Source organism: Erythrobacter sp. BLCC-B19 (assembly GCF_028621955.1).
In the GTDB taxonomy this organism is placed as follows: domain Bacteria; phylum Pseudomonadota; class Alphaproteobacteria; order Sphingomonadales; family Sphingomonadaceae; genus Erythrobacter.
Genome location: NZ_CP117516.1, coordinates 2,721,654 through 2,744,463, shown reverse-complemented (window position 1 = coordinate 2,744,463; position 22,810 = coordinate 2,721,654). Strand labels below are relative to the sequence as shown.

The 22,810-nt window shown below is 65.4% G+C and carries 24 protein-coding genes; 12 read left to right on the top strand and 12 right to left on the bottom strand.

Annotated features, from left to right (window positions below; translation table 11 throughout):
- The first annotated feature begins 5 nt into the window (after window positions 1–5).
- The 4 genes from PS060_RS12850 (at window position 6) to PS060_RS12835 (ending at window position 4,078) form a co-directional block, all read left to right on the top strand.
- On the top strand, window positions 6–1,433 hold the full coding sequence (locus PS060_RS12850) for a glutamate ligase domain-containing protein (protein WP_273983672.1): 1,428 nt from the start codon (window positions 6–8) through the stop codon (window positions 1,431–1,433).
- On the top strand, window positions 1,430–1,717 hold the full coding sequence (locus PS060_RS12845) for a hypothetical protein (protein ID WP_273983670.1): 288 nt from the start codon (window positions 1,430–1,432) through the stop codon (window positions 1,715–1,717). The genes PS060_RS12850 and PS060_RS12845 overlap by 4 nt, the downstream gene beginning before the upstream one ends.
- Window positions 1,718–1,755: 38 nt before the next feature.
- Window positions 1,756–3,297: a class I adenylate-forming enzyme family protein gene (locus PS060_RS12840; RefSeq protein WP_273983669.1), complete on the top strand. Its 1,542-nt coding sequence runs from the start codon at window positions 1,756–1,758 to the stop codon at window positions 3,295–3,297.
- A gap of 148 nt (window positions 3,298–3,445) precedes the next feature.
- Entirely contained in the window at window positions 3,446–4,078 is a 633-nt protein-coding gene (locus PS060_RS12835; RefSeq protein ID WP_273983667.1) for a class I SAM-dependent methyltransferase, read from the top strand.
- Here the strand turns inward: PS060_RS12835 and PS060_RS12830 are convergent.
- Window positions 4,075–4,716 carry a glutathione S-transferase family protein gene (locus tag PS060_RS12830; RefSeq protein ID WP_273983665.1) on the bottom strand — a complete coding sequence of 214 codons (642 nt, stop codon included), beginning with the start codon at window positions 4,714–4,716 and terminating at the stop codon, window positions 4,075–4,077. The two genes, PS060_RS12835 and PS060_RS12830, sit on opposite strands and share 4 nt — an antisense overlap.
- Window positions 4,717–4,727: 11 nt before the next feature.
- On the bottom strand, window positions 4,728–5,666 hold the full coding sequence (locus PS060_RS12825) for a DUF808 domain-containing protein (protein WP_273983663.1): 939 nt from the start codon (window positions 5,664–5,666) through the stop codon (window positions 4,728–4,730).
- 208 nt (window positions 5,667–5,874) lie between these two features.
- Between PS060_RS12825 and rpsF the strand changes: the two genes are divergently transcribed.
- The 5 genes from rpsF (at window position 5,875) to PS060_RS12800 (ending at window position 9,414) form a co-directional block, all read left to right on the top strand.
- Window positions 5,875–6,240: a 30S ribosomal protein S6 gene (gene rpsF, locus PS060_RS12820; protein WP_273983662.1), complete on the top strand. Its 366-nt coding sequence runs from the start codon at window positions 5,875–5,877 to the stop codon at window positions 6,238–6,240.
- Window positions 6,240–6,464, top strand: a complete 225-nt coding sequence (gene rpsR, locus PS060_RS12815; RefSeq protein WP_017665523.1) for a 30S ribosomal protein S18 — start codon at window positions 6,240–6,242, stop codon at window positions 6,462–6,464. Before rpsF ends, rpsR begins: the two co-directional genes overlap by 1 nt.
- Before the next feature lie 14 nt (window positions 6,465–6,478).
- Complete coding sequence (gene rplI / locus PS060_RS12810) at window positions 6,479–7,084, top strand: 50S ribosomal protein L9 (RefSeq protein ID WP_273983661.1); 606 nt, start codon at window positions 6,479–6,481, stop codon at window positions 7,082–7,084.
- A 138-nt stretch (window positions 7,085–7,222) separates the two neighbouring features.
- Window positions 7,223–8,659: an AMP nucleosidase gene (locus tag PS060_RS12805; protein ID WP_273983660.1), complete on the top strand. Its 1,437-nt coding sequence runs from the start codon at window positions 7,223–7,225 to the stop codon at window positions 8,657–8,659.
- Window positions 8,656–9,414: an SDR family NAD(P)-dependent oxidoreductase gene (locus PS060_RS12800; protein WP_273983659.1), complete on the top strand. Its 759-nt coding sequence runs from the start codon at window positions 8,656–8,658 to the stop codon at window positions 9,412–9,414. The genes PS060_RS12805 and PS060_RS12800 overlap by 4 nt, the downstream gene beginning before the upstream one ends.
- A gap of 12 nt (window positions 9,415–9,426) precedes the next feature.
- Here the strand turns inward: PS060_RS12800 and PS060_RS12795 are convergent, their stop codons facing one another.
- From PS060_RS12795 to PS060_RS12775, 5 genes are all read right to left on the bottom strand, one after another.
- Entirely contained in the window at window positions 9,427–10,335 is a 909-nt protein-coding gene (locus tag PS060_RS12795) for a DUF4019 domain-containing protein (protein WP_273983657.1), read from the bottom strand.
- 80 nt (window positions 10,336–10,415) lie between these two features.
- Complete coding sequence (gene rimK / locus PS060_RS12790) at window positions 10,416–11,321, bottom strand: 30S ribosomal protein S6--L-glutamate ligase (protein ID WP_273983656.1); 906 nt, start codon at window positions 11,319–11,321, stop codon at window positions 10,416–10,418.
- Window positions 11,318–11,779, bottom strand: a complete 462-nt coding sequence (locus PS060_RS12785; protein WP_443112421.1) for an ATP-dependent zinc protease family protein — start codon at window positions 11,777–11,779, stop codon at window positions 11,318–11,320. Before PS060_RS12785 ends, rimK begins: the two co-directional genes overlap by 4 nt.
- Window positions 11,780–11,796: 17 nt before the next feature.
- The gene (locus PS060_RS12780) at window positions 11,797–13,659 is read right to left on the bottom strand and encodes a M2 family metallopeptidase (protein WP_273983653.1); all 1,863 of its coding nucleotides are present in this window, start codon (window positions 13,657–13,659) and stop codon (window positions 11,797–11,799) included.
- A gap of 64 nt (window positions 13,660–13,723) precedes the next feature.
- Window positions 13,724–14,485, bottom strand: a complete 762-nt coding sequence (locus tag PS060_RS12775; protein ID WP_273983651.1) for an alpha/beta fold hydrolase — start codon at window positions 14,483–14,485, stop codon at window positions 13,724–13,726.
- A gap of 78 nt (window positions 14,486–14,563) precedes the next feature.
- Between PS060_RS12775 and PS060_RS12770 the strand changes: the two genes are divergently transcribed.
- The 3 genes from PS060_RS12770 to PS060_RS12760 are packed head-to-tail and all read left to right on the top strand — an operon-like array spanning window position 14,564 to window position 17,667.
- Window positions 14,564–15,007: a MarR family winged helix-turn-helix transcriptional regulator gene (locus PS060_RS12770; protein ID WP_273983649.1), complete on the top strand. Its 444-nt coding sequence runs from the start codon at window positions 14,564–14,566 to the stop codon at window positions 15,005–15,007.
- Window positions 15,000–16,082, top strand: coding sequence for an HlyD family secretion protein (locus PS060_RS12765; protein WP_273983647.1), 1,083 nt, complete (start codon window positions 15,000–15,002; stop codon window positions 16,080–16,082). Before PS060_RS12770 ends, PS060_RS12765 begins: the two co-directional genes overlap by 8 nt.
- Window position 16,083: 1 nt before the next feature.
- Window positions 16,084–17,667, top strand: a complete 1,584-nt coding sequence (locus PS060_RS12760) for a DHA2 family efflux MFS transporter permease subunit (RefSeq protein WP_273983646.1) — start codon at window positions 16,084–16,086, stop codon at window positions 17,665–17,667.
- Here PS060_RS12760 and PS060_RS12755 read toward each other — a convergent pair whose 3' ends face one another.
- From PS060_RS12755 to PS060_RS12735, 5 genes are all read right to left on the bottom strand, one after another.
- On the bottom strand, window positions 17,668–18,246 hold the full coding sequence (locus PS060_RS12755; protein WP_273983645.1) for an aspartate-semialdehyde dehydrogenase: 579 nt from the start codon (window positions 18,244–18,246) through the stop codon (window positions 17,668–17,670).
- Window positions 18,243–18,845: a DUF2238 domain-containing protein gene (locus PS060_RS12750; RefSeq protein ID WP_273983644.1), complete on the bottom strand. Its 603-nt coding sequence runs from the start codon at window positions 18,843–18,845 to the stop codon at window positions 18,243–18,245. The genes PS060_RS12755 and PS060_RS12750 overlap by 4 nt, the downstream gene beginning before the upstream one ends.
- A complete protein-coding gene (locus PS060_RS12745) occupies window positions 18,842–19,276 on the bottom strand; it encodes a GNAT family N-acetyltransferase (RefSeq protein WP_273983643.1) in 435 nt (144 codons plus the stop codon). The genes PS060_RS12750 and PS060_RS12745 overlap by 4 nt, the downstream gene beginning before the upstream one ends.
- Window positions 19,276–20,301, bottom strand: coding sequence for an aspartate-semialdehyde dehydrogenase (locus tag PS060_RS12740; protein WP_273983642.1), 1,026 nt, complete (start codon window positions 20,299–20,301; stop codon window positions 19,276–19,278). The genes PS060_RS12745 and PS060_RS12740 overlap by 1 nt, the downstream gene beginning before the upstream one ends.
- A gap of 86 nt (window positions 20,302–20,387) precedes the next feature.
- Window positions 20,388–22,628, bottom strand: coding sequence for a S9 family peptidase (locus PS060_RS12735; protein WP_273983641.1), 2,241 nt, complete (start codon window positions 22,626–22,628; stop codon window positions 20,388–20,390).
- Window positions 22,629–22,810: the final 182 nt, after the last annotated feature.

The window sequence follows — 22,810 nt, the reverse complement described above, 5'->3', positions numbered from 1 at the left end:
GGGATATGGATATCGGGGTCAAGGCCGGGTCGCTTGCGGGGCGTCCGCTGTTTTTCTGTGGCATCGGCGGGTCCGGTATGCTGCCGCTCGCGCAGATCGCCCACGGCTTGGGCCACCCTGTCGCCGGGTCGGATCGGAGCCGCGATCAGGGGCGCACACCCGAAAAGTTCGCATGGCTGGAACGCAGCGGCTTTGCCCTGTTTCCCCAGGACGGCAGCGGCGTCACCTCGCCCGATCAGGTGCTGATCGCTTCGGCGGCGATCGAAGACACCGTGCCCGAAGTCGCCCGCGCCCGCGATCTGGGGTGCGAGCGCCTGAGCCGCGCCGAGCTGCTCTCGCGCCTGTTCAACACGGCCGATTTCTCGGTTGCGGTGGGCGGCACCTCGGGCAAGTCGACCGTGACCGGGATGATCGCCTGGATCCTGACCGAAGCCGGCCACGATCCAACGGTGATGAATGGTGCGGTGATGAAGAACTTCGTCTCCCCCGCCAATCCCTTCGCCAGCGCCCGGATCGGGTCGCCCGGCCTGTTCGTAAGCGAGGTCGACGAGAGCGACGGCTCGATCGCGCTCTACCGCCCCACCATCGGCGTGCTGCTCAACGTCAGCCTCGATCACAAGAGCATCGAGGAATTGCGGGTGCTGTTCGGCGATTTCGTCGCCCGGTCGGGGACGGCGGTGATCAATCTCGACAGTCCCGAGGCGGGCTATCTGGCGGCCCGTGCGGGGGCGCGGGTAACCTTCGGGATCAAGGCGCGCGATGCCGACATCACGGTCGAACCGGATTCGATCGACATGAGCGAAATGGGGCTGCGCGCAGCGGTGATCGACAACCGCAAGCGCGAGGTCTTCCCGCTGATCCTGCCGATGCCGGGGCTGCACAATCTGTCCAATGCGCTGGCCGCCATCGCAGCGGCGAGCGCGGCAGGGATCGGCGTGGGCCATGCCGCTTACGCGCTGCGCAGTTTCGCAGGATTGGCGCGGCGGTTCGATGTGGTCGGCACATCACCTTCGGGCATCCCGGTGATCGACGATTTCGGGCACAACCCCGAAAAGTGCGCTGCCACCTTGCGCACGCTGAAGGCCGCGCCTGGCCGCGTGATCGCCTTCTTCCAGCCCCACGGCTATGGCCCGCTCCGGCAAATGGGCAAGGAGCTTGCCCAGACCTTCGCACGCGAACTGGGGCCGGATGACATCACCATTTTCTGCGATCCGGTCTATTTCGGCGGGACGGTCGACCGCAGCGAGGGCAGCGAGCGGATTGTCGGCCTCATCAACGCGGCTGGCGGCCGGGCCGAGCATATCCCGGCGCGCGAGGATTGCGGGGCGCGGATCGCCGAACTGGCCCAGCCCGGTGACCGGATCGTGGTGATGGGCGCGCGCGACGATACCCTTACCGAATTCGCCCGCTCGATCCTCGCCCGCCTGCCATGAGCCTCTATGCCCGTGCGGTGCGCCATGGCTGGCGGATGCTGGGCGCGGTGGCGTTCGGCGTGTTGCTGGTGGTGACGGTCGATCAGGTCTGGGGCCATTCGACCCTTGCCTTTGCCGCTGCGATCCTGCTGCTGCTGATCGTCAATGCTCCGATGCTGCGCTTCAACTGCCCGCAATGCGGCAAGAACGCCTATTTCCGCGGGCCTTTTGTGGTGCCCTGGCCCAACCGCATCTGCACGCGCTGCGGGCATGATCTCGACAGCGCCCCTTCGCAAAATCGCTGATGGGCGCAGCGCCTTGCGAGCGGTAGCCTGAGCGCCATATGCACCCGCGCGACTTCTCCCTCGACACCCTACTCGCCAACTGCGCCCAGCGCCATGCGCACCGCCTTGCCACGGTCGACGGCAGCCAGCGCCTGACCTGGGCCGAACTCGATGTGCGCGTCACCAACCTCGCGCGCTGGCTGCTGGCGCGAGGGATCGCGCCGGGCGACCGGATCGCCCTGCTGCTGACGGACGGCGCGCCGTTCCTCACGATCCTGCTCGCTTGCGGGAGGATCGGAGCGATTGCCGTGCTGCTCAACTGGCGGCTCGCGCCTGCCGAACTGGCGTGGATCTGCGGCAATGCCGAGCCCGCGATGACCTTCGTCAACCCCCGCTTCGCCACGCTGCTGGATGGGGCGGAGGCGGGCGAGGTTCACTCGGTGGACGAAGCCCATGCCGCCGACGGCTTCTTCGAGACCACCGCCCTCACCGCCCACGGACAAGTGCCGCACGCCTATGACCTCGGCCTCGGGCTTGCCCCCGATCGCCCGCTCTACATGATGTACACCAGCGGCACGACCGGGCGACCCAAGGGGTGCCTGCAGGCGGGGAGCGCGGTCGCCGCCAGCGCGCTGGGCTTTGCGCAGCATCGACGCTTTACCGCGGACGAAGTGCTGCTCTCGGTCAACCCGCTGTTCCATGTGGTGGGGATGCAGCAGGTCGCCGCGATGCTGGCCTGCGGAGGCACGAGCGTCTTTGCCGGCCGCGATGACGACAATGCCGCGATTCTCGATCTGCTCCACCGCGAAGGCTGCACCACCACCAGCGCCTTTCCCACGATCTGCTTTCCGTGGCAGGCCATGAATCCGGTGCGCGGCGGGCGGATGCCGCTCACCAATTACACCGGCGGCGCGGGCATGGGCCGACCGACAATGTACGAATTCATCGAGCGCGAGTGGGACGCGCGCGTCGTCGGCGGCTACGGCCAGACCGAGATTTGCGGCTTTGCGACCTTCATCGACTATCCCGACATGATCGAAGCCCCGCGCTCGATCGGCTGGACTCTCCCGCACGTGACGATGACCGTGCTTGATCCCGAGGGCCACCACCTGCCTCCCGGCGAAGAGGGCGAGTTGTGCCTGAGGGGCCCATCGGTGATGCTCGGCTACTGGCGCAACCCAGAAGCCTCAGAGGCGGCGCTTGGAGCTGGCTGGCTGCGCACCGGCGACCTTGGCTCGATGGATGATCGCGGGCGCGGCTACCTGTTGGGGCGCGCCAAGGAGCTGATCAAGACCGGTGGCGAGAATGTCTATCCGGCCGAGGTCGACGCGGTCTTTGCCGCCATGCCCGAAGTCGCCGATGCAGGTTGCTGCGGGGTGCCCGACAGGCAATGGGGCGAAGCGGTGAAGGCCTTCGTGGTGCTGAAACCCGGCGCACAGCTGACCCGCGAGGCAATCACGGCCCGCTTCAAGGGCCAGATCGCCGGATACAAGCGCCCGCGCTATATCGAATTCGTCGACAGCCTGCCGCGCGATCCGATCGGCAAGCTGCTGCGGCGCGAGCTTTCGGCCCGGCCCGTGACGCCCGATCAGGCCGCCTGAAAGCGGTTCGTCGCCTGCGCCGGGCGGTCTGACGGACAGCGACAAAACGCATCGCCTGAGCCTTGCAATCCGGTCAAGGATTTGCAATTTCGAGTGGCATGCAGATCGGTCCTCACGCCGGGGGCATGGCTAGGGAAACTGATCGATCATGGCAGGTTACGAGCTTACCCGGGAACGCCGTCTGACGCGCATCAAGCGCAAGGTGCGTCAGTTTTTCGGCCCCTGGGGGGTGTTCATTCAGGGGTTCGTCGAACACCCGGTGATGGTCGGCTCGATCATTCCTTCCTCGCGCTACACCATCCGCAAGATGCTTGCTCCGGTCGATTGGGATCGTTGCAAGCTGTTCGTCGAATATGGGCCGGGCGTGGGCACCTTCTGCCGCCCCGTGCTCGACCGGCTGGCGCGTGATGGCACGCTGATCGTGATCGACACCAACCCGCTGTTCATCGACTATCTCAAGCGCACCATCGGAGACAGCCGCTTCATTGCCGTGCATGGCTCGGCCGAAGATGTGGAAGACATCATCCGCGCCCATGGCCACGACCATGCCGATTACGTGCTCTCCGGCCTGCCCTTCTCGACCTTGCCCGACGGGGTCGGCCCGCGCATCGCGGCAGCCACCGCGCGCGCGGTTCGGCCCGGCGGGGCATTCCTGACCTACCAGTTCAGCAAGGTCGCGCGCGATCTGACGGCGCAATATTTCGACCGGGTTGATGACGGGTTCGAATGGCTCAACGTCCTGCCCTGCGTGCTCGCATGGGGCTGGAAGGCCGAAAACTAGGCCTTCAGCGCGAGCCGCCCAGCCTCTTCTCGCTCATACGCGCGGCGATAGGCAGGCCGCTCGATCAGACGGGCGCGATATTCCTTGAGGCTCTCCGGCACACCGTCATCCAGCCCGACGCTTTGCGCGAGGATCAGCGCATAGCCAACGCAGATGTCGGCGACAGTGAAGCGGTCGGCGCACAGATATTGGCGGGTGGCGAGGCGCTGCTCGACCTTGATCAGCCGCTTGTGGAACCACTTGGCATAGGCGAGACCGGCCTCCTGCAAGCCCTTGTCCTTCTCGAATAGGCAGAAGCGCATATAGACCGTTTGCGGGAAGGTGATCGTCGCATCGGCGTGGTAGGTGAAGTCGCAATATTCGCCGTAGTCCCGCTCCCCCGGTGCAATCGCAAGATCGGTATAGCCGCCGCGCGTGGCGAGGTATTGGGCGATGGCGCAGCTTTCGGTGAGCTGCGTCTCGCCGTCCACCAGCATCGGCACGGTGCCCAGCGGATTGATCGCCATGTATTCAGGCGCAAGGTAGCGCGGGGGGAACGGGAGGATCCTGAGGTCAATGTCGACCCCCGCTTCCTCCGCCGCCCAGGTTGCGCGCAGCCCGCGCGAACGGGCGCAGGTGTAGAGAATTGGTTTGCTCATGGGGCGGAGGCTTAGTGCGCCTTGTCCGCGCCCACACCCAGCACTTTATGCAGGACAAAGGCGATGATGCTGCCGAGGATCAGGCCAAAGATCGCCGACAGCGTGGTCGCCATCAGCCACCCGGCAACCCCGCCTGCCATCTCGTGTACCGCGTGCTCGGCCCCGTGAATCGGGGCGTAGAACCAATCGACGCCCAGCTTGTGCAGGGAATCGACCACGATATGCCCGCCGACCCACAGCATCGCCGCCGTGCCGATGATCGAGAGCGCGGTCAGCAGCTTGGGCACGAAGCGCAGCAGGAACCGCCCGAAGCCTTGCGCGCCCTTGCTGGCCTGCTTGGTGAGGTGCAGGCCGATATCGTCGAGCTTCACGATCAGCCCGACCGCGCCATAGACCGCCACCGTCACCGCGACCGCCACCAGCGCCAGCACCGCGCCGCGCATCACGAGGGTCTCGTCGGCGACTTCGGCAAGCGCGATCGCCATGATCTCGGCCGACAGGATGAAGTCGGTGCGGATCGCTCCGCCCACGCGTTCATTCTCGAAGGCGACGGGGTCGGTGATCTCATCCTCAAGCGTTTCGCCGTGCTTAGCGAAACCGAGCTTTTCCATCACCTTCTCCGCGCCCTCATAGCACAGGAAGGCGCCGCCAACGATCAGGAGATAGGTGATCGCCTGAGGCAGGAATTCCGACAACAGCAACGCCGCTGGGAGCAGGAACAGCAGCTTGTTTTTCAGACTGCCCTTGGTGATCTTCCAGATGATCGGCAATTCGCGCGCAGGGGAAAGCCCGGTGACGTAGCTCGGCGTCACCGCCGCATCGTCGATCACCACCCCCGCGGTCTTGGTGCCCGCGCGGCCCGCGGCCACCGCCACATCGTCGATCGAGGCCGAAGCCGCCTTGGCAATCACCGAAATATCGTCGAGCAGTGCGACCAGTCCTGACGGCACGTGGTTCCCCCTTATGCGAATCGTGCAAGTGAAACCCGGCGACTGCCCGTCCGGTTCCCTGCGGACAAGACTTGCAATTCACCGCCAAAGCTGTAAGGGGCCGCGCTTCGCATGGGATGCGCCCTTGCGGATAGCGAAGAAAGCCGGAGGGGCCCCGTTCATCTGGAACGGATCAGCCAGCGATCGGCAGGAAGTGAAAGGACGCAAGATGGCGCTCTACGAGCACGTCTTTCTTGCGCGTCAGGACCTGAGCCAGGCTCAGGTTGACGCGCTGGCGGCGCAAGCCACCGAAATCGTGGAAGCCGGCAACGGCAAGGTCACCAAGACCGAAACCTGGGGCCTCAAGTCGCTTGCCTACAAGATCGAGCGTAACCGCAAGGCGCACTTCGTGCTGCTCAACATCGACGCCCCCGGCGCGGTCGTTGCAGAGCTCGAGCGCCAGACCCGCATCAACGAAGACGTCATCCGCTACATGACCATCCGCGTGGACGCCCACGAGGAAGGCCCGAGCGTCATGATGCGCAAGAACGAACGCGAGCGTAAGCGCCGCGAAACCCGTGAGGAGCGCGACTGATGGCCCGCCCGTTTTTCCGCCGCCGCAAGTCCTGCCCGTTCGCGGCCAAGGACGCCCCCAAGATCGATTACAAGGACGTGCGCCTGCTGCAGGGCTTCATGTCCGAGCGTGGCAAGATCGTGCCTTCGCGCATCACCGCCGTCTCGGCGAAGAAGCAGCGTGAACTGGCTCAGGCGATCAAGCGCGCGCGCCAGATCGGCCTGCTGCCCTTCATCGTGAAGTAAGAGGAGAAGGACACATGGATATCATTCTCCTTGAGCGCATCGAAAAGCTCGGCGCGATCGGTGACATCGTCACCGTGAAGGACGGCTATGCGCGCAACTTCCTGCTGCCGCAGAAGAAGGCGCTCCGCGCCAACGAAGCCAACAAGAAGGTCTTCGAAGCCAACCGTGAGCGTCTGGTGGCCGAAAACGCCGCCCGCCGCAGCGACGCCGAAGCGCAGGGCCAGAAGGTCGAAGGCGCAGAAGTGGTGCTGATCCGCGCTGCTTCGAACGCCGGCCAGCTCTACGGTTCGGTCAGCGTGCGCGACATCGTCGCCGGGCTTGCCGAACAGGGCCACAGCGTTGACAAGCGCATGGTGATCCTCGGTGCGCCGATCAAGAACATCGGGATGCACAACGTCACCGTTGCCCTGCACCCCGAAGTGCGCGTGACCGTGAAGGCCAACGTTGCCCGTTCGGACGACGAAGCCAAGCTCCAGAGCGAAGGCGTCGACGTGCTCGCCGCGATGTTCGCCGACGAACAGCGCGAAATCGAAGAGCAGGCCGAAGCGACCCGCATCGACACCAGCCTCGAGCCGGGTGAAATCCCCGCCGAGCTGCTCGAAGGCGGCGACGACGCCTAAGCCTTCCGGCCCTCAGGCCACAGACTACAAAAAGGGCGCGAAGATCACCTCGATCTTCGCGCCCTTCTTGTAAACAGCGCCCACTCACGCAAAGGTGCTGCCACACAACGATAACAACAAAGGAGCAGAACAACTGCCATGATCGACATTCCCAGCATCCTCAGCCAGCTGCAGCAGCATTACGACGACGCGGTGCGCACCCTGCGCGACGACGTGATCGCCTTCGGGCGTGACGGCACCGTCCCGCCGGCCCGCAAGCGCGAGGATGGCAGCTATGCCTACCCGCAGGTCATCCTGCGCTACGCCGGCGTCGGCGCCCCGCGCGATCGCAGCCGCGCATTCGGCCGGCTCGAGATGCCCGGTACCTATGCCACCACCATCACCCGCCCCGATCTCTTCGCGCATTACCTGACCGAGCAGCTGACCCTGATCGCCGCCGAATACGAGGTCGATGTCACGGTCGAACGGTCGCGTCAGGAAATCCCCTTCCCCTATGTCCTCGATGGTGAGGCAGGCGCCGCGATGGTCGGCATTTCGCCTCAGGATATCGCCGCGCACTTCCCTTCGACCGATCTTGCGCTGATCGGCGACGAGCTGGCCGACGGGATTGAGCTCGATGGCACCTCGGACATTCCGCTGTCGCTGTTTGATGGTCTGCGCACCGATTACTCGCTCGCGCGGCTGAAGCACTATACCGGCAGCGAGGTCAGCGACTTTCAGGACTTCATCCTGTTTACGAACTATCACCGCTATGTCGATGAATTCGTGAACTGGGGTGCGGCGCAGATCGGCACGGATGGCTATGTCGCGCTGACCGGGGCGGCGGGGCTCGACATCCGCGAGCCGACCACTCACGCGCAGGATCAATTGAACGACACCGCTTGGCGCCGGCACCAGATGCCCGCCTATCACCTGATCCGCGAGGACGGGCGCGGGATCACGCTGGTGAATATCGGCGTCGGCCCCTCCAACGCCAAGACGATCTGCGATCACCTCGCGGTGCTGCGCCCCCACGCCTGGCTAATGATCGGCCACTGCGGCGGGCTTCGTTCGACCCAGAAGATCGGCGACTTCGTGCTGGCCCACGCCTACCTGCGCGACGATCACGTGCTCGATCCCGTGCTCCCGCCCGAAGTGCCGATCCCGCCGATTGCCGAAGTGCAGCAGGCGATGGCCTTCGCGGCCGAAAAGGTCGCGGGTGTGCAGGGCGCGAACCTCAAGCAGCGGATGCGCACCGGCACGGTTGTCACGACCGACGACCGCAACTGGGAGCTGCGCTACTCGTCATCGGCGAAGCGCTTCTCGCAAAGCCGCGCGATCGCCATCGACATGGAGAGCGCCACCATCGCCACGCAGGGCTACCGCTTCCGGGTGCCCTACGGGACGCTGCTGTGCGTCTCGGACAAGCCGCTCCACGGCGAGATCAAGCTGCCCGGGCAGGCCAACAAGTTCTACGAGGAAGCTATCGCCGCCCACCTGCAAATGGGCATCGTCGCCTGCGCCATGCTGCGCGACGAGGGCGACCGCTTGCACAGCCGCAAGCTGCGCGCCTTCAACGAGCCGCCATTCCGGTGAGCCTGTCACGCTCCATCGCGGGCCGGGTCGCCATCGTTACAGGCGCGGCGAGCGGCATGGGCCGGGCGACGGCGCGCCTGTTCGCTAGCGAGGGGGCGCAGGTGGCGGTGGTCGATCTCGACCTTGCCGCCTGCGAGGCGGTCGCGGCGGAATGCGGCGCGGGCGCGCGCGCCTATGCGCTCGATGTGGCGGACGGGGCGGCCATCACGCGCACCGTGGCGCAGATCGCTGCCGATTTTGGCCGCATCGACATTCTGGTCAACAATGCCGGGGTTTCGAGCTTCTGCGCCCTCGATGATCCCGCCTATGAGGACATCTGGTACCGCGCGCTTGCGGTGATGCTGACCGCGCATCAGCGCATGGTGCGCGCCGCCCTGCCCCACCTGCGCCAGAGCGATGCGGCCCGGATCGTCAACATCGCCTCGACCGAGGGCTTGGGCGCAACCCCCGGCGATACGCCCTATGTCGCGGCCAAGAGCGGCGTCGTGGGCCTGACGCGCGGCCTCGCGGTCGATCTCGGCCCCGAAGGCATCACGGTCAATTGCATCTGCCCGGGCCCGATCCGCACCGCGATGACCGATGCTGTCGCCGAGGAGCACAAGGCGATCTTCGCCAAGCGCCGCACCGCCCTGCGACGCTATGGCGAGCCCGAGGAGGTTGCGCATATGACGCTGTCCCTCGTGCTGCCGGCGGCCAGCTACATCACCGGTGTCGCGATCCCGGTCGACGGCGGACTGATGGCGCGCAACGCCTGACGCAGCGGCGGGCTATTGCTCGAAGGACACCGGCGTAAAGCCGTTCTTGAGAGCCATGTCGTCCATCGCGGCATCGCAGGTCCGCTTGTCGCCTTCGCACAGCATCGCCATGCGTGCGGCCGAGGCATTCTCGCCCACCGCATCAACCCAGCGCTTGATCACGGCGGGGTAGGCAGGCGAGCTTTCGGGCGCGAATGACCAGATCGCGCGCGCGGCCTCGTCGGTCAGCACCGTCCAGCCATTGATCGTGCGGGTGTCGATGCCGGGGCGAACCGCAACCGCGGTACGGGCCTCGGCAACGCTGGTATATTCGATCCCCGCCGACAGATCGGCAGGCAGCGGTTCGGGCGTGAAATTAGGGCAAGAGCGCGCCAGCAGGCGCCACACCAGCAACGCCTGCACCGGGCTGTGCTGGGCTGCGATGGCCGCAAAGGTCGCATCGTCGAGGCCGTTTTCCTCAATCCGCATCACCCGGAAATCGCTGGCACCGGGCGCGAGATGGAGAACGGTGTAGCCGCAGAAGCGCTCGGCCTGCGCGAACCGTGCGCTGCTGTCGAACACGGCAAAAATGCCCGGAACCGGAGCGCCGGGCGGATCCTTGGCCCAGGTCAGCTGCAGCACCTTGCGCGACACAAGCGCGCCTCGGGCTATCCTACCCTCTTCACGCTGTTCGCCGAAACGGGCGAGCGGATAGGCCGCGGCAAAGCTGTCGCTCAGCATCGCGTGGGCGGCAGGATAGTCGCCCGCCTCCGTCAGGGCATTGAACCGATCAAAGGCGGCCCTTGCCTGCTGTTCGAGCGTGTCGGAAGGCACCCAACCGGCTTCCGACCCCATCTGGATATTGACCTCGCGCGGGGGTGACTGCGCCAGTAACGGGGGCGACACAAGCAGGCCCAGAGCCAGCACAACTATCCGGATCACCCCAGCGCCCTCCTCCAAGTGCCTGAATTTTAGGGTAAGTGCCGGGCCATGTCGAGCAGGAAGGGCGCTCCTGTTACCCCCTACCCCTTGCCCTTGGTCTTGGTCGCACCGCCTTTTGCGTTGGCGGCGATGAAGTCGATGATCTGGCCGGCGATGTCCTTGCCGGTCGCGCTCTCGATCCCTTCAAGGCCGGGGGAGGAATTGACCTCCATGATGACCGGGCCATGATTGCTGCGCAGCATATCGACCCCGCACACATTCAGCCCCATGCGCTTGGCTGCGCGCACGGCGGTCGAGCGTTCCTCGGGGGTGATCTTGATCACCTGCGCGCTGCCGCCGCGGTGGAGGTTCGAGCGGAACTCGTCCGGCGCGCCGGTGCGCTTCATCGCTGCGACCACCTTGCCGCCCACCACCAGCGCGCGAATGTCGGTGCCGCCGGCTTCCTTGATGAACTCCTGCACCAGAATGTTGACGTTAGCCCCGCGGAAGGCCTCGATCACCGACTTGGCGCTGCTCATCGTCTCGGCCAGAACCACGCCGATGCCCTGCGTGCCTTCGATCAGCTTGATCACCACCGGCGGGCCTTTGACCGCCCTGATGATCTCCTCGGCCGCCTTGGGATCATTGGCATAGGCGGTGAGCGGCAGGCCGAGACCATGCTTAGCGAGGATCTGGAGCGAGCGCAGCTTGTCCCGGCTGCGGCCGATGGCGACGCTTTCATTCAGTGACCAGATCCCGGCCATTTCGAACTGACGCAGGATCGCGAGGCCATAGTTGGTGATCGACGCCCCGATCCGCGGGATCACCGCGTCGTAGGCCGCTATCGGCGCGCCGTTGTAGAACACCTGCGGGCGGTGGCTGGCGATGTGGACGGTGCAGCGCAAGGTGTTGAGGATGTCGAAGGTATGGCCGCGCGCTTCGGCAGCCTCCTTCAGCCGCTGGTGCGAATAGAGGTTGGCGTTGCGCGCCAGCATCGCGATTTTCATGGAATGCCTTTCAAGTCCGGCGTCTGGCCGGCGGGGGTCGGGCGCATAGCTGCATTTCCCGGCGATTGCAGCCACGAATGGCCACTATCCACCACCATGCGCCGCCTGAGCGCGGTGCGCCCGATCAGCATGGGGAATTGCATCTGGGACCGATCCGCCAGGCTGATTTCCGCCCTGAAAGTGAGATTACCGATTCTGAGCGGCGTCTTTATGACAAAGCGCCGCTGCTGATCGCCATTGCTGCTGGTGATGCCGCGCACATCGACATGGATCGCCTCGCAGAAATGCCGTGTCCCGCCCCAGTCGACCGCAAAGCGCACGAAGCGCTCGCCGCCGCGCTGAAAATCCTCCAGCACATGGGCGTGGAGCGATGACGTTCGCGCGCCGGTATCGATCTTGGCCGGGATCCCTTCTAGGCCAAGCTCTGGCAGGCTGACGCGTTCGCGCCAGCCCACCACCTGCAACGCGCGCCCGCCTACCAACCGGCCTTCTCGCCCTTGTTCTGCTCGTCGAGCCACTTCTTGAGCGGGGCGAAATATTCCGCCATCGCCTTGCCACTCATCTGGCGTTCGCCGGTGAAGGCTTCGAGCGCGTCGGGCCAGGGCTTGGACGCCCCCATTTCCAGCATCGCATTGAGCTTCGCGCCGACTTCCTTGTTGCCGTAGAACGAGCAGCGATGCAGCGGCCCTTCCCATCCGGCGGTGTCGCAGGCGGCCTTGTAGAACTGGAACTGGAGCAGCCGCGCAAGGAAGTAGCGGGTGTAGCTGACATTGCCGGGGATGTGATACTTGGCCCCCGCATCGAACCCTTCGGCCGAGCGCGGCGCGGGCGGCACCACGCCCTGATATTCGCGGCGCAGGTCGTTCCACGCCGTGTTGGTCGCGGCTTCCGGGATTGAGCCGTCATAGAGCCCCCAGCGATAGCGATCGAGCAGCAGGCCGAACGGCAGGAAGGCGACCTTGTCCATCGCCTGCCGCAGCAACAGGCCGATATCCTTGTCGGCGCTGGGCACATCCTCGGCCGCCAGCATATCGATCTGCACCAGATATTCGGGCGTGATCGACAGCGCGATCATGTCGCCGATCGCCTCGTGGAAGCCGTCGTTGGCGCCGGTCAGATAGAGGTAATCCTTCTGGTTGTAGGCGCGCTGGTAGTAGTTGTGGCCAAGCTCGTGGTGGATGGTGATGAAGTCATCGGCATTGGGCTTGATGCACATCTTGATGCGCAGATCGTCGACATTGTCGATGTTCCAGGCCGAGGCATGGCACACCACTTCGCGGTCGGCAGGCTTCAGGAACTGGCTGCGTTCATAGAAAGTGGCAGGCAGCGGGGCGAAGCCGAGCGAGGAGAAGAACTGCTCGCCCACCTTGACCATGCCGAGCGCGTCGAGGTTCTTCTTCACGATCAGATCGGTGAGATCATAGCCGATATCGCCCGCGCCCTGGGGGGCGACCAGCGGATAGATATTGCCCCATTCCTGCGCCCACATATTGCCGAGCAGATCGGCGCGGATCGGGCCGGTGCGCGGCTGGACGGCATCGCCATACTTCTCGTTGAGCTTGCGCCGGACATAGGTGTGGAGCGCGATGTAGAGCGGCTTCACTTCCTGCCACATCCGCTCGGTCTCGGCGGCGAACTGTTCGGGGGGCATATCATAGCCCGACCGCCACATCGCGCCGAAATCGGCAAAGCCCAGTTCCTTGGCGCCCTCGTTGGCGAGCGCCGTCATCCGGGTGTAATCTTTGCGCATCGGCGCGCCGACATTGTCGTGCCAGCTGACCCACATTTCCTTGAGTTCGTCAGGCGTGCGCTCGAGATTGCCCATCTCGGCCTCGATGTCGCTGCCGTTGATCGGCTGGCCATTCAAGGTGCCCTTGCCGCGTCCGTAGGCCGATCCGAGACGGGTGGCGATATCGTTCAGCTCTTGCGCTGCCCCTGCGCGGCTAGGCGCGGGCAGGCTGATCGAATTGCGCAGCATATCGAGCTTGCGACGGGTCTCTGCGTCCAGCCCTGCAACGCGGGCATAACGCGCGGCCTCGCCGGCATAGCCAACCTGTTTGACCGTCAGCTCCGCGCCATAGCGGGCCGCAAGCGTATCGGTATCGTGCGTGATGTAGGTCGCATTGATCCACGAGACATGGGCGAACTCGGTGGCAAAGGCGGCCAGATCGGCCTCAACCATGGCGAGCCATGCCTTCGCGCCTTCGGGCGTTTCGGGATAGGTTGCGGCAGACGCGGTCGCAGCCGGTGCGGCAGCCTCTTCGGCGGCAAGCGGAGCAGCAAAGGCGATGGCGAGCGCGGCAGCAGCACAGCGCAGCGCGGTGGCGGCAGGTTTCATAGGTTCAACATTCCCGTCTGTCAGATGACAATGGCGAGCGGTTTGAACCCCTCGGGCGCGGGAATCAAGCGGCGAGGAACTCCGCGATGGCCACGCCCAAATCGGGCTTGGTGACGCTGTTCATGTGAGTGCCCGGCACCGCGACATAGCGCGCCTGCGGCAGCAATGCGGCGAGCTCTTCGGCAGAGCCATTGTCGAAATCCTCGTCGCCGCAAATCACGGCCGTGGGCATGGTGATATCGGCCAGCCGGGCGAGATCGAAATCATCCATCGCATCAAGCAGCAGCCGCGCCGCGACCCGGTCGACCCCTTGCGATTTGAGGAAGGTGCGCGCGGTATAGGCCGGATCGCCGGGCCTGATGGTGTCGAACTCGTCGATCACCCGCTTGAAATGGTCCGCACGGCGCTCCCACCCGGCCAGACCTGCCACACCCATCCCGCAGATCGCCAGACGGCGCGGTTCGAGGATACCGTGGGCGACGGTGTGGATCGCGGTGCGCGCGCCGAGCGAGAATCCGACAAGATCGAATCCGCCCGGCTCCAGCGCCAGATGCTCGGCCAGCGCCGCCACATCCCGCACCAGCACGCCTGTGGGATAGGCGCTGGCCTCGCGCGGAGCCTCGCTTTCGCCGTGCACCCGGAAATCGAGCATGATCGCCCGGAACCCGGCCGCGGCCAGCCGCGCGCCGTGCCCCCACTTGATCCAGTTCATCTGCGCCGAGGAGAACAGCCCGTGCAGCAGGATCACGGGGCGGCCCTCGCCTTCGGTGTGGATCGCAAGGCGGGTGCCGTCAAAACTGGCGAAATGCTCGGTCGTGTGGGTCATGCCCCGCCTGCTAGCGATCTTCGCGGATCGCGGCCAGTCCGCTTGAATATAGTAAGCCCACTTATTATAAGGGCACGCATGAGCATCGAGACAGGCTACCGACTCGCCGACAATTCGCGCCAACTGCGCCGCCTGTTTGACGATCGCGTGCGCGGGATCGGGCTGACCGGCCCGCAAGCTCGGCTGCTGCTGGCGCTCGAACGCCATCCCGATCAGAATCAGGCCTTCTATGCCGAGCGGCTGGAGATCGAGCCGATCACCCTCACCCGTATCGTCGATCGGCTGGAAGATGCAGGCTGGATCGAACGGCAGGCCGACCCGGCTGACCGCCGCGCGCGGATCCTCCACCTCACCGACAAGAGCCGCGGGATCGTCTCCCGGCTGCGGATGAGCGTCGAAGGGCTGACCGAGGATATGCTCGAAGGCTTCGCGCCGGACGAGCGTGCGGTCTTCGCGCAAATGCTGGACCGTATCGCCGCCAATCTCCTTGCCGCCCGCCAGCCGGAGGTCGCCCATGGCTGAAGCCGATCCCGTCCACGCGCCCGATACCGCCGCCGCAACGCCGCTTGCCGCGCCCCCACCGACCCGGCGTCCATGGGGCCGCTGGGCGTTGATGCTGGCGGTGCCGCTGGCGCTGGCCGCCGGCGCTCTCTTCTACTGGCAGAGCCTTCAGGGCCAGGTCTCGACCGACAATGCCTATATCAAACAGGACATGATCGCTGTCAGCGCCGAGGTCGGCGGACGGATCGTCGAGGCGCTGGTGGAGGACGGATCGGAAGTGCAGGCCGGACAATTGCTGTTCCGCATCGATCCTGAACCCTTCAGGCTGCAGATTGCCGAAGCCAATGCCGCCATCGCCGGGGCTCAGGCCAATGTCACCGCGCTCAGCAACGCATCGGAGCTGACCGGGACGGACATCGAGGCAGCCCGCAGCGATGTCGCCTTTGCCGAAGCGCGGTTCGAGCGGGTCAGGGCACTGCGCGACAAGGGCTTTTCGACCAAGGCGGACTATGAGGCAGCCGAGCAGGCTGTGGTGCAGGCGCGCGAGGCCGTCAAGCAGGCGCAAGACCGCCAGAGCGAGGCGCGCGCGCGGCTAGCAACCGGGGCTGCGGTGCCAGGCAAGAACCCGCAGGTCGCCGCCGCCGAGGCGAGCCGCGCGACGGCTGAACTGTCGCTGCGCCGCACCGAAGTGCGCGCGCCCGCCGCCGGACGGATCGCCCAGGCAGACCGGCTTCAGGTCGGCCAGCAAGTCGTGCCCAATCTTCCCGTCCTCACGCTGGTGCGCGCCGGCTCCACCTATGTCGAGGCCAACTTCAAGGAAACCGACCTTGGGGAGATGGCCGTAGGCCAGCGCGCCGAGGTGCGGTTTGACGCCTATCCCGATCTCGTCCTCAAGGGCCGGGTCGCCAGCATCGGGGCGGGCACGGGGGCCGAGTTTTCGGTGCTCCCGGCGCAGAACGCGACCGGCAACTGGGTCAAGGTCACGCAGCGCGTGCCGGTGCGCATTGCGCTTGAGGGCAAAAGCCCGCGCGCCCTGATTGCGGGCCTCTCAAGCGAGGTGACGGTGTTCACCGGAAGCGGCGCGACCAGCAACTGACATGGCCAGCCACGCCGCCCCGCAGGCGGGCGAGGTGCCCGCGCCGCCCTCCCCGCCGCCGGATGTGGCGGAACTGGAGAGCGGCAATTATCCGCTGATGATCGTCGGGGTGATGGCCGCCTCGCTGCTTCAGATCCTCGACACCACCATCGCCAATGTCGCGCTGCCGCACATGCAGTCCTCGCTCGGCGCGACGGTCGATACCATCACCTGGGTGCTGACGAGCTACATCATCGCCTCGGCTGTGGCGCTGCCCCTGACAGGATGGCTGGCCGACCGCATCGGCGCGCGCCTGCTGTTCATCGGCTCGGTCGCCGGGTTCATTCTTGCCTCGATGCTGTGCGGAATCGCGCAGAACCTTGAAGAGATGGTCGCCTTTCGCGCCTTGCAGGGCGTCGCGGGAGCATTCATTGCGCCGCTCTCCCAATCCTTCATGCTCGATGCCACCCGCCCATCGCGCCATCCGCAGATCATGGCGGTGTGGGGTATGGGAATAATGATCGGCCCGATCCTTGGGCCAATCCTTGGTGGCTGGCTGACCGAGACCGCAAACTGGCGCTGGGTGTTCTTCGTCAACCTGCCGGTCGGCATTGCATCGCTGGCGATCCTGATCGCCTACCTGCCCAGGCGTCCCAAGCGCGCGCGCCGGTTCGATCTGGCGGGGTTCCTGCTGCTTGCCGTCGCGCTGGCCGCGTTCCAGTTGATGCTCGATCGCGGCCAGCAGGAAGACTGGCTCGCCTCGGGCGAAATCTGGATCTATCTGTTCCTGATGCTGTCGGCGACGTGGATGGTGGTGATCCACTTCGCCACCGCGCGCGCGCCCATGTTCGACCGCGCGCTGTTTGCAGACCGCAACTTTGCCATCGCGCTCGCCTTCATGATCGTGATCGGGATCGTGATGTTTGCGGTAATGGCGCTGCTGCCGCCAATGCTCCAGAACCTGTTCGGCTACGGCGTGATCGACACCGGCATCGTGCTGATGCCGCGCGGGGTGGGCATTCTGGTCTCGATGCAGGTCTCGGGGCTGCTGATGCGGCGCGGGGTCGATGCAAGGCCGGTGGTAGCGAGCGGCTTTCTGATTTGCGCTTTCTCGCTGTGGCAAATGGCGCATTGGTCGCTCGATGTGGACGAGCTGCACGTGATCGTCAGCGGCTTGCTGCAAGGTCTGGGTATGGGATTGGTCTTCATCCCCTTGCAGGTGAGCGCCTTTGCGACCCTCAGCCCGATGCTCCGCACCGACGGGTCGAGCCTGCTTAATCTGTTCCGCTCGCTGGGGGCATCGGCCGGGATCGCGTGGATGACGGTGCTGCTCGCCCGCAACATTCAGACCAGCCACGAAGACCTCGGGAGCAACATCACGGCCGCGACCGGCAACATCATCGACTTCTCGACCATCGACCGCTTTCAGGCCTTGGGCGATAGCGCGATGACGCTGATCGATGCCGAGGTGAACCGGCACGCGGCGATGATCGCCTATATCGACGATTTCTGGCTGATGATGTGGATCACGCTGGCCGCCGCGCCGCTCGCGCTCCTGATGAAGAAGAACACCCGCCCGGCGGGGCCGGTGGCGCTGTCCGAATAATCAGCGGAAAAAGCACTGCGTTCCGGCGTAGAGCATCTCGACACGATCGGCCTTGACGAACCCGCCGATGGCCTCGCCCAACGCGAACTCCTCGCCCAGCGTGCTGCCTTCGATCCTGGCGAAACCGGGCGCGGCCTCGAGCACGTTGCGCGCCGTGCCGAGCTGAACATCGCCCTTGAGGCGCACCGTGCCACTTGCCGCGCCATCGCCGTCCTGCGGCAGGTGCCAGTTCCAGCCCACGAGACGCCCTTCCTGAAAATGCGCCGTCAGCCCGCCGGCATAATCGGTGAAGGTCACCGGCCCCGCCCCACATTCGGGGTTCTCGCCCGATCGCAGCGCGGCTCCCAAAGCCTTGCCGAGCGCGGCTTCGACTTCCTTCTGTCCGGCAGCAAAGTAGAACGCTTCGGCCCCTGCGGTGAGCCCCTCGCCGCGCAGTTCGACGGCGTTGACAGCGGCAGGCGTCTCGGCGCTGCCTGCTTGCTGCTGCTGACGTTCGGTCGGGCTTGGCACCGCGCCATCGTCACAGGCTGCCAGCGCGAGCGCGCCGCCAAGGGCCATGAGAGCCAGTCGCTTCGTCATTTCTCGTTTCCTTTCCACCACGCGGCCCGGGCCACCAGTGGCAGCATAAGGCCTGCGCCCAGCCCGGCCAGCGCCATATCCTTCTGCGCATCGAACGGGTCGCCCTGTTCGCCATTATAGGCACCGGCTGCCTCCGGCGCGAGGGCAAGTGTCAGGCTCCATTCGAAAATCTCGTAAAGCCCGCCGACCGCCAGCACGAACAGCATCGCAAAGACGAGCGCCATGCGGGCTGACAGCCCCCAATACCGCACCCCCGCCTCCACCATCGGCGCCATTGCCAGCACCCCGAAGGCGAAGTGGACGAGGCGGTCGAAATGGTTACGCTGCGTCTCCAGCATCGGCGCCCAGTCGGCATAGGGCACAAAGCTGTAAGACCAGCGCGCCGCGAACAGGTGCAGCAGCACGAAGGCGGTCATGCAGGCGGCCGAAGCGTTGCTTATCGGCGTGCGGCGCAGCGCAAGCCAAGCGAACGGCAGTGCAAGCGCGACCGGCCCCACCTGAAGCCACGTATTACCGGGGTAGAGCGCGCCCCACGCGCTAAGCGTAATGCCGAGGCCGATGGCCGCGAACATCCAGCGCTGGCGATCGGGGATCGTCATTCGGTCGCGAGCACGAGCCGCCAGCGCCATACTTCGCCCTCGTCGCGGTCGATCGCCACCCCGTCGCGCGCAAAGCCGCATTTCGCCAGCACCCGTGTCGATGGCCCCTCCGACGGCAGGGTGTGGGCGATCAGCGCTGTCGCCCCGTTGTCGCGGGCGATGGCGACAAGCCCGGCGCACACGGCGCTCGCTACCCCGGTGCGCTCGTGGGCGGGGAACGTGAGGTAGCCGAGCTCCGTCACCCCGGCAGCATCAAGGGCAGCGGTAAACCCGCCGAAGCCAACCGGGATATCGCCGCGCCAGCCGATATAGCCGCACCACGGCTCGACCTGCGGCGTGGCGGCGAGCGCCGCCATCTGCTCAGCGAACGCGCCCGTCACCGCCGGATCGAGCAGCTCCGGCTCTCCGGCGACGGGGCGCAGTTCGATCATCACCCCTTCTTGAGGTGGCGGCGGCCAAGCAGTTCGGCGATCTGCACCGCATTCAAGGCGGCACCCTTGCGCAGATTGTCAGACACCACCCAGATGGTGAGGCCGTTCTCGACGGTCGGGTCTTCGCGCACGCGGCTGACGAAGGTCGCGGCATCGCCGACGCATTCGATGGGGGTGATATAGCCGCCATCTTCGCGCTTATCGATCAGCATCACGCCGGGGGCTTCACGCAGAATGTCCATCGCGGCTTCGGCCGACAGCTCGTTCTCGAACTCGATATTCACCGCTTCCGAGTGGCCGACGAACACCGGCACGCGCACGCAGGTCGCGGTCAGCTTGATCTTGGGGTCGAGGATCTTCTTGGTCTCGACCACCATCTTCCACTCTTCCTTGGTCGAACCATCGTCGAGGAAGACGTCGATATGCGGGATCACGTTGAAGGCGATCTGCTTGGTGAACTTGTGGTTCTCGACAGGATCGCCGACGAAAATCGCGCGGCTCTGAGCGAACAGCTCGTCCATGCCTGCCTTCCCTGCGCCAGACGTGCTCTGGTAGGTGCTCACCACCACGCGCTTGATCGTCGCGGCATCGTGCAGCGGCTTGAGCGCGACCACCAGCTGCGCGGTCGAGCAGTTGGGATTGGCGATGATGTTCTTCGCGGTGTAGCCGTCGATCGCATCGGGGTTCACTTCCGGCACGATCAGCGGAACATCCGGGTCCATGCGGTAGAGCGACGAGTTGTCGATCACGATGCAGCCGGCCGCCGCCGCCTTGGGGGCATATTCCTTGGCCGGGCCGCTACCGGCCGCGAACAGCGCAATGTCCCATCCGGCAAAATCGAAATGCTCGATGTTCTTGCACTTGAGCATCTTGCCGGTGTCGCCGAATTCGACCTCGCTTCCCGTCGAACGCGGCGAGGCCACCGCGGCGACCTCGTCGCACGGAAACTCGCGCTCGGCGAGAACCTGCATCATTTCGCGCCCGACATTGCCGGTCGCGCCGACCACTGCCACCCGGTAACCCACTTGCGCATTCTCCTATCATTTCGCACGCGCGAAATAGCGTGCGCTGCCCTCAGCGCAACATCATTCGTCTTTGCGCAGACCTATTCCTACTTGGGCGGCGTGACCCCGTGCGCATTGAGGAAGCGGAAAATGCTGTTCCAGACGTGCGGTCCGATCTTCTCGCCCGACACACGGTGGGTGTAGCCGGGATAGAGCATCATCTCGAAGGGCGTGTTGCTTTCCTGAAGCACGCTGATGAGTTCGCTGGCATTCTCGAATACCACGTTGTCGTCGGCCATGCCGTGGATCAGCAGCATGGGATCGGCGATTTTCGTCGCATCGGGGATGGCACTGGCCTTGGCATAGGCATCCGGCACTTCGCGGGGATCGCCCATATAGCGTTCAGTGTAGTGGGTGTCGTAAAGCTCCCACCGCGTCACCGGCGCGCCGGAGATGCCCGCGGCATAGAGGCCGGGGTCGGCCTCCAGCTGCTTCAGCGTCATGTAGCCGCCGTATGACCAGCCGTAGATCGCGATTTTGTCCGGATCGACATAGTCGAGGCTCTTGAGCCACAGCGCGCCGGCCTTCTGGTCACGCACTTCGGCGCTGCCCATGGCGCGATAGAGCGGCTGTTCGAAATCCACGCCGCGGTTGGCCGAGCCGCGATTGTCGAGCACGAAGTAGATATAGCCCTTGTCGACGATGGATTGGGCGAGCGCGCCGCCCCAGCCCTTGGTCACCATCTGGGGGCCGGGGCCGCCATAGTGGCTGAAGAACACGGGGTAGCGCTTGCCCTTCTCCATTTTGGGCTTGAGCATCATCCAGTGCAGCGGCGTGCCATCCTCGGCAGCGATCGTGCCGTATTCGGGCGTGACATGGGAAGGCAGGAAGGGCGCATAGGGGTGATCGCCCTCGACCCGGTTCTCCTCGATCCACGCCACCTGCTTGCCATCGGGCGTCGCCAGATAGGACTGCGGCGGCTGATTGGGGCTTGAGCGCGAGACGTAAAGCAATCGCCCCGCCCCATCCATGCTCGCGGAATTGGTGAAGGCGGGATCGGTGAGCAATTCATAACCGCCCTCCCCGCCAAGCTTGGCGCGGTAGATCTGCTGGGTGAGCACATCCTTGGTCGCCTGATAGGTGAAGGTGCCCGCCGCCTCGTCCACGCCGACCAGCGCGGTGACCGGTTCAAGGCCGCCGGTGATCCGCAGCCAATTCTGACCGTCAAAGCGGTAGAAATGCCCATAACCGTCCCGCTCCGACCACCACAGCAGGCTGCCGTCCTTGAGGAAGCGATAATTGTCCGAGAGGTTGACCCAGTAATCCGGCCGCGCGGCGGTTTCGGTGAACCAGATCTGCGAAGCGCCCGTCACGGGATCGACCTTGAGCATATCGATCTTCGTCTGCGCGCGGTCTTGCCGCTGGACGTAGATTGCGCTGCCATCCGGCGCCCAGTCGACGCGGGCGACATAGATGTCGAGATTGGCACCGAGGTCGATCTTGACGCTGCCCGACCCGTCGGGGTTCATCACGAACAGTTCGACCACCGCGTTGTCGGTGCCCGCTGCCGGGTAGCGCTGGTCATAGACCTTGGTGCCCTTCGCGCCGATCGCGGCGCGGGTGACGATGCCTACAGAGGCCTCGTCGGTGCGCTGGACGACGATGCGGCTGTCATCGGGCGACCACCAATAGCCTTGCAGCCTGCTCATTTCCTCCTGAGCGACGAACTCCGCCTCGCCCCAGCGGATCGTCTCGGCCTCGCCTGCCGGGGTGATCGGCTTGGCCTCGCCGCCCACCGGGCCGACCCACAAACGCCGGTCGCGCACAAAGCTGACCGATCCGCCCTTGGGCGACAGCTGTGGGTTCAATTCCGTGCCTTCGGTATCGGTCAGCCGGGTGACCGTGCCATCGAGCTTCGCAAGAAACAGGTCGCCATCGAGCGGCACCAACACGCCCGCGCCGTCGCTCGCCCACTGATAGCTGATGATCCCCTTGAGGCTGCCGACCCGCGCGCGTTCACGCTGCATCTTCTCGTCCTCGGACAGCTCGCGGCCCGAGCCGAGCTTCTCCGAATCCACCAGCATCCGCCACTCACGGGTCTCGATGTCGTAACCCCACAGGTCATACCGATCGCGATCCTCCGCGCGGTTGCGCAGCAGGGTGAGATAGCGGCCATCGGGCGAGAGCCGCACCTGCCGGGGCGCTGGGCCATCAAGGCCGGGGGAGGCGAACACCCGTTCGAAGGTCAGCACAGGGGCGGTTTCAGCCATTGTCGGCGCCTCCGCCAAAACGGGCGTTGTCAGACAGGTCGAAAGCGAAAGGGCAACCGCAGCAAGAACCGAACGCATCCAAAGCTCACCTCGTCATTGCGAGCCGCCTAGGGCGGCGCAGCAATCCATGATCCGACCGCCGGTTAATGGATTGCTTCGTCGCTGACGCTCCTCGCAATGACGAGAGGTATTGGCAAGAGGCCCAAAGCAAAAGGGCGGCCCCTTGCCGGAGCCGCCCTTCGTGTTTCGGTGGCTTGGAG

What these genes read in the sequence shown, in the direction of transcription:
- PS060_RS12850 (WP_273983672.1), top strand. Translation starts at nt 6, where the DNA reads ATGGATATCGGGGTCAAGGCCGGGTCGCTTGCGGGGCGTCCGCTGTTT.
- PS060_RS12845 (WP_273983670.1), top strand. Translation starts at nt 1,430, where the DNA reads ATGAGCCTCTATGCCCGTGCGGTGCGCCATGGCTGGCGGATGCTGGGC.
- PS060_RS12840 (WP_273983669.1), top strand. Translation starts at nt 1,756, where the DNA reads ATGCACCCGCGCGACTTCTCCCTCGACACCCTACTCGCCAACTGCGCC.
- PS060_RS12835 (WP_273983667.1), top strand. Translation starts at nt 3,446, where the DNA reads ATGGCAGGTTACGAGCTTACCCGGGAACGCCGTCTGACGCGCATCAAG.
- PS060_RS12830 (WP_273983665.1), bottom strand. Translation starts at nt 4,716, where the DNA reads ATGAGCAAACCAATTCTCTACACCTGCGCCCGTTCGCGCGGGCTGCGC.
- rpsF (WP_273983662.1), top strand. Translation starts at nt 5,875, where the DNA reads ATGGCGCTCTACGAGCACGTCTTTCTTGCGCGTCAGGACCTGAGCCAG.
- rpsR (WP_017665523.1), top strand. Translation starts at nt 6,240, where the DNA reads ATGGCCCGCCCGTTTTTCCGCCGCCGCAAGTCCTGCCCGTTCGCGGCC.
- rplI (WP_273983661.1), top strand. Translation starts at nt 6,479, where the DNA reads ATGGATATCATTCTCCTTGAGCGCATCGAAAAGCTCGGCGCGATCGGT.
- PS060_RS12805 (WP_273983660.1), top strand. Translation starts at nt 7,223, where the DNA reads ATGATCGACATTCCCAGCATCCTCAGCCAGCTGCAGCAGCATTACGAC.
- rimK (WP_273983656.1), bottom strand. Translation starts at nt 11,321, where the DNA reads ATGAAAATCGCGATGCTGGCGCGCAACGCCAACCTCTATTCGCACCAG.
- PS060_RS12780 (WP_273983653.1), bottom strand. Translation starts at nt 13,659, where the DNA reads ATGAAACCTGCCGCCACCGCGCTGCGCTGTGCTGCTGCCGCGCTCGCC.
- PS060_RS12775 (WP_273983651.1), bottom strand. Translation starts at nt 14,485, where the DNA reads ATGACCCACACGACCGAGCATTTCGCCAGTTTTGACGGCACCCGCCTT.
- PS060_RS12770 (WP_273983649.1), top strand. Translation starts at nt 14,564, where the DNA reads ATGAGCATCGAGACAGGCTACCGACTCGCCGACAATTCGCGCCAACTG.
- PS060_RS12765 (WP_273983647.1), top strand. Translation starts at nt 15,000, where the DNA reads ATGGCTGAAGCCGATCCCGTCCACGCGCCCGATACCGCCGCCGCAACG.
- PS060_RS12760 (WP_273983646.1), top strand. Translation starts at nt 16,084, where the DNA reads ATGGCCAGCCACGCCGCCCCGCAGGCGGGCGAGGTGCCCGCGCCGCCC.
- PS060_RS12755 (WP_273983645.1), bottom strand. Translation starts at nt 18,246, where the DNA reads ATGACGAAGCGACTGGCTCTCATGGCCCTTGGCGGCGCGCTCGCGCTG.
- PS060_RS12750 (WP_273983644.1), bottom strand. Translation starts at nt 18,845, where the DNA reads ATGACGATCCCCGATCGCCAGCGCTGGATGTTCGCGGCCATCGGCCTC.
- PS060_RS12745 (WP_273983643.1), bottom strand. Translation starts at nt 19,276, where the DNA reads ATGATCGAACTGCGCCCCGTCGCCGGAGAGCCGGAGCTGCTCGATCCG.
- PS060_RS12735 (WP_273983641.1), bottom strand. Translation starts at nt 22,628, where the DNA reads ATGCGTTCGGTTCTTGCTGCGGTTGCCCTTTCGCTTTCGACCTGTCTG.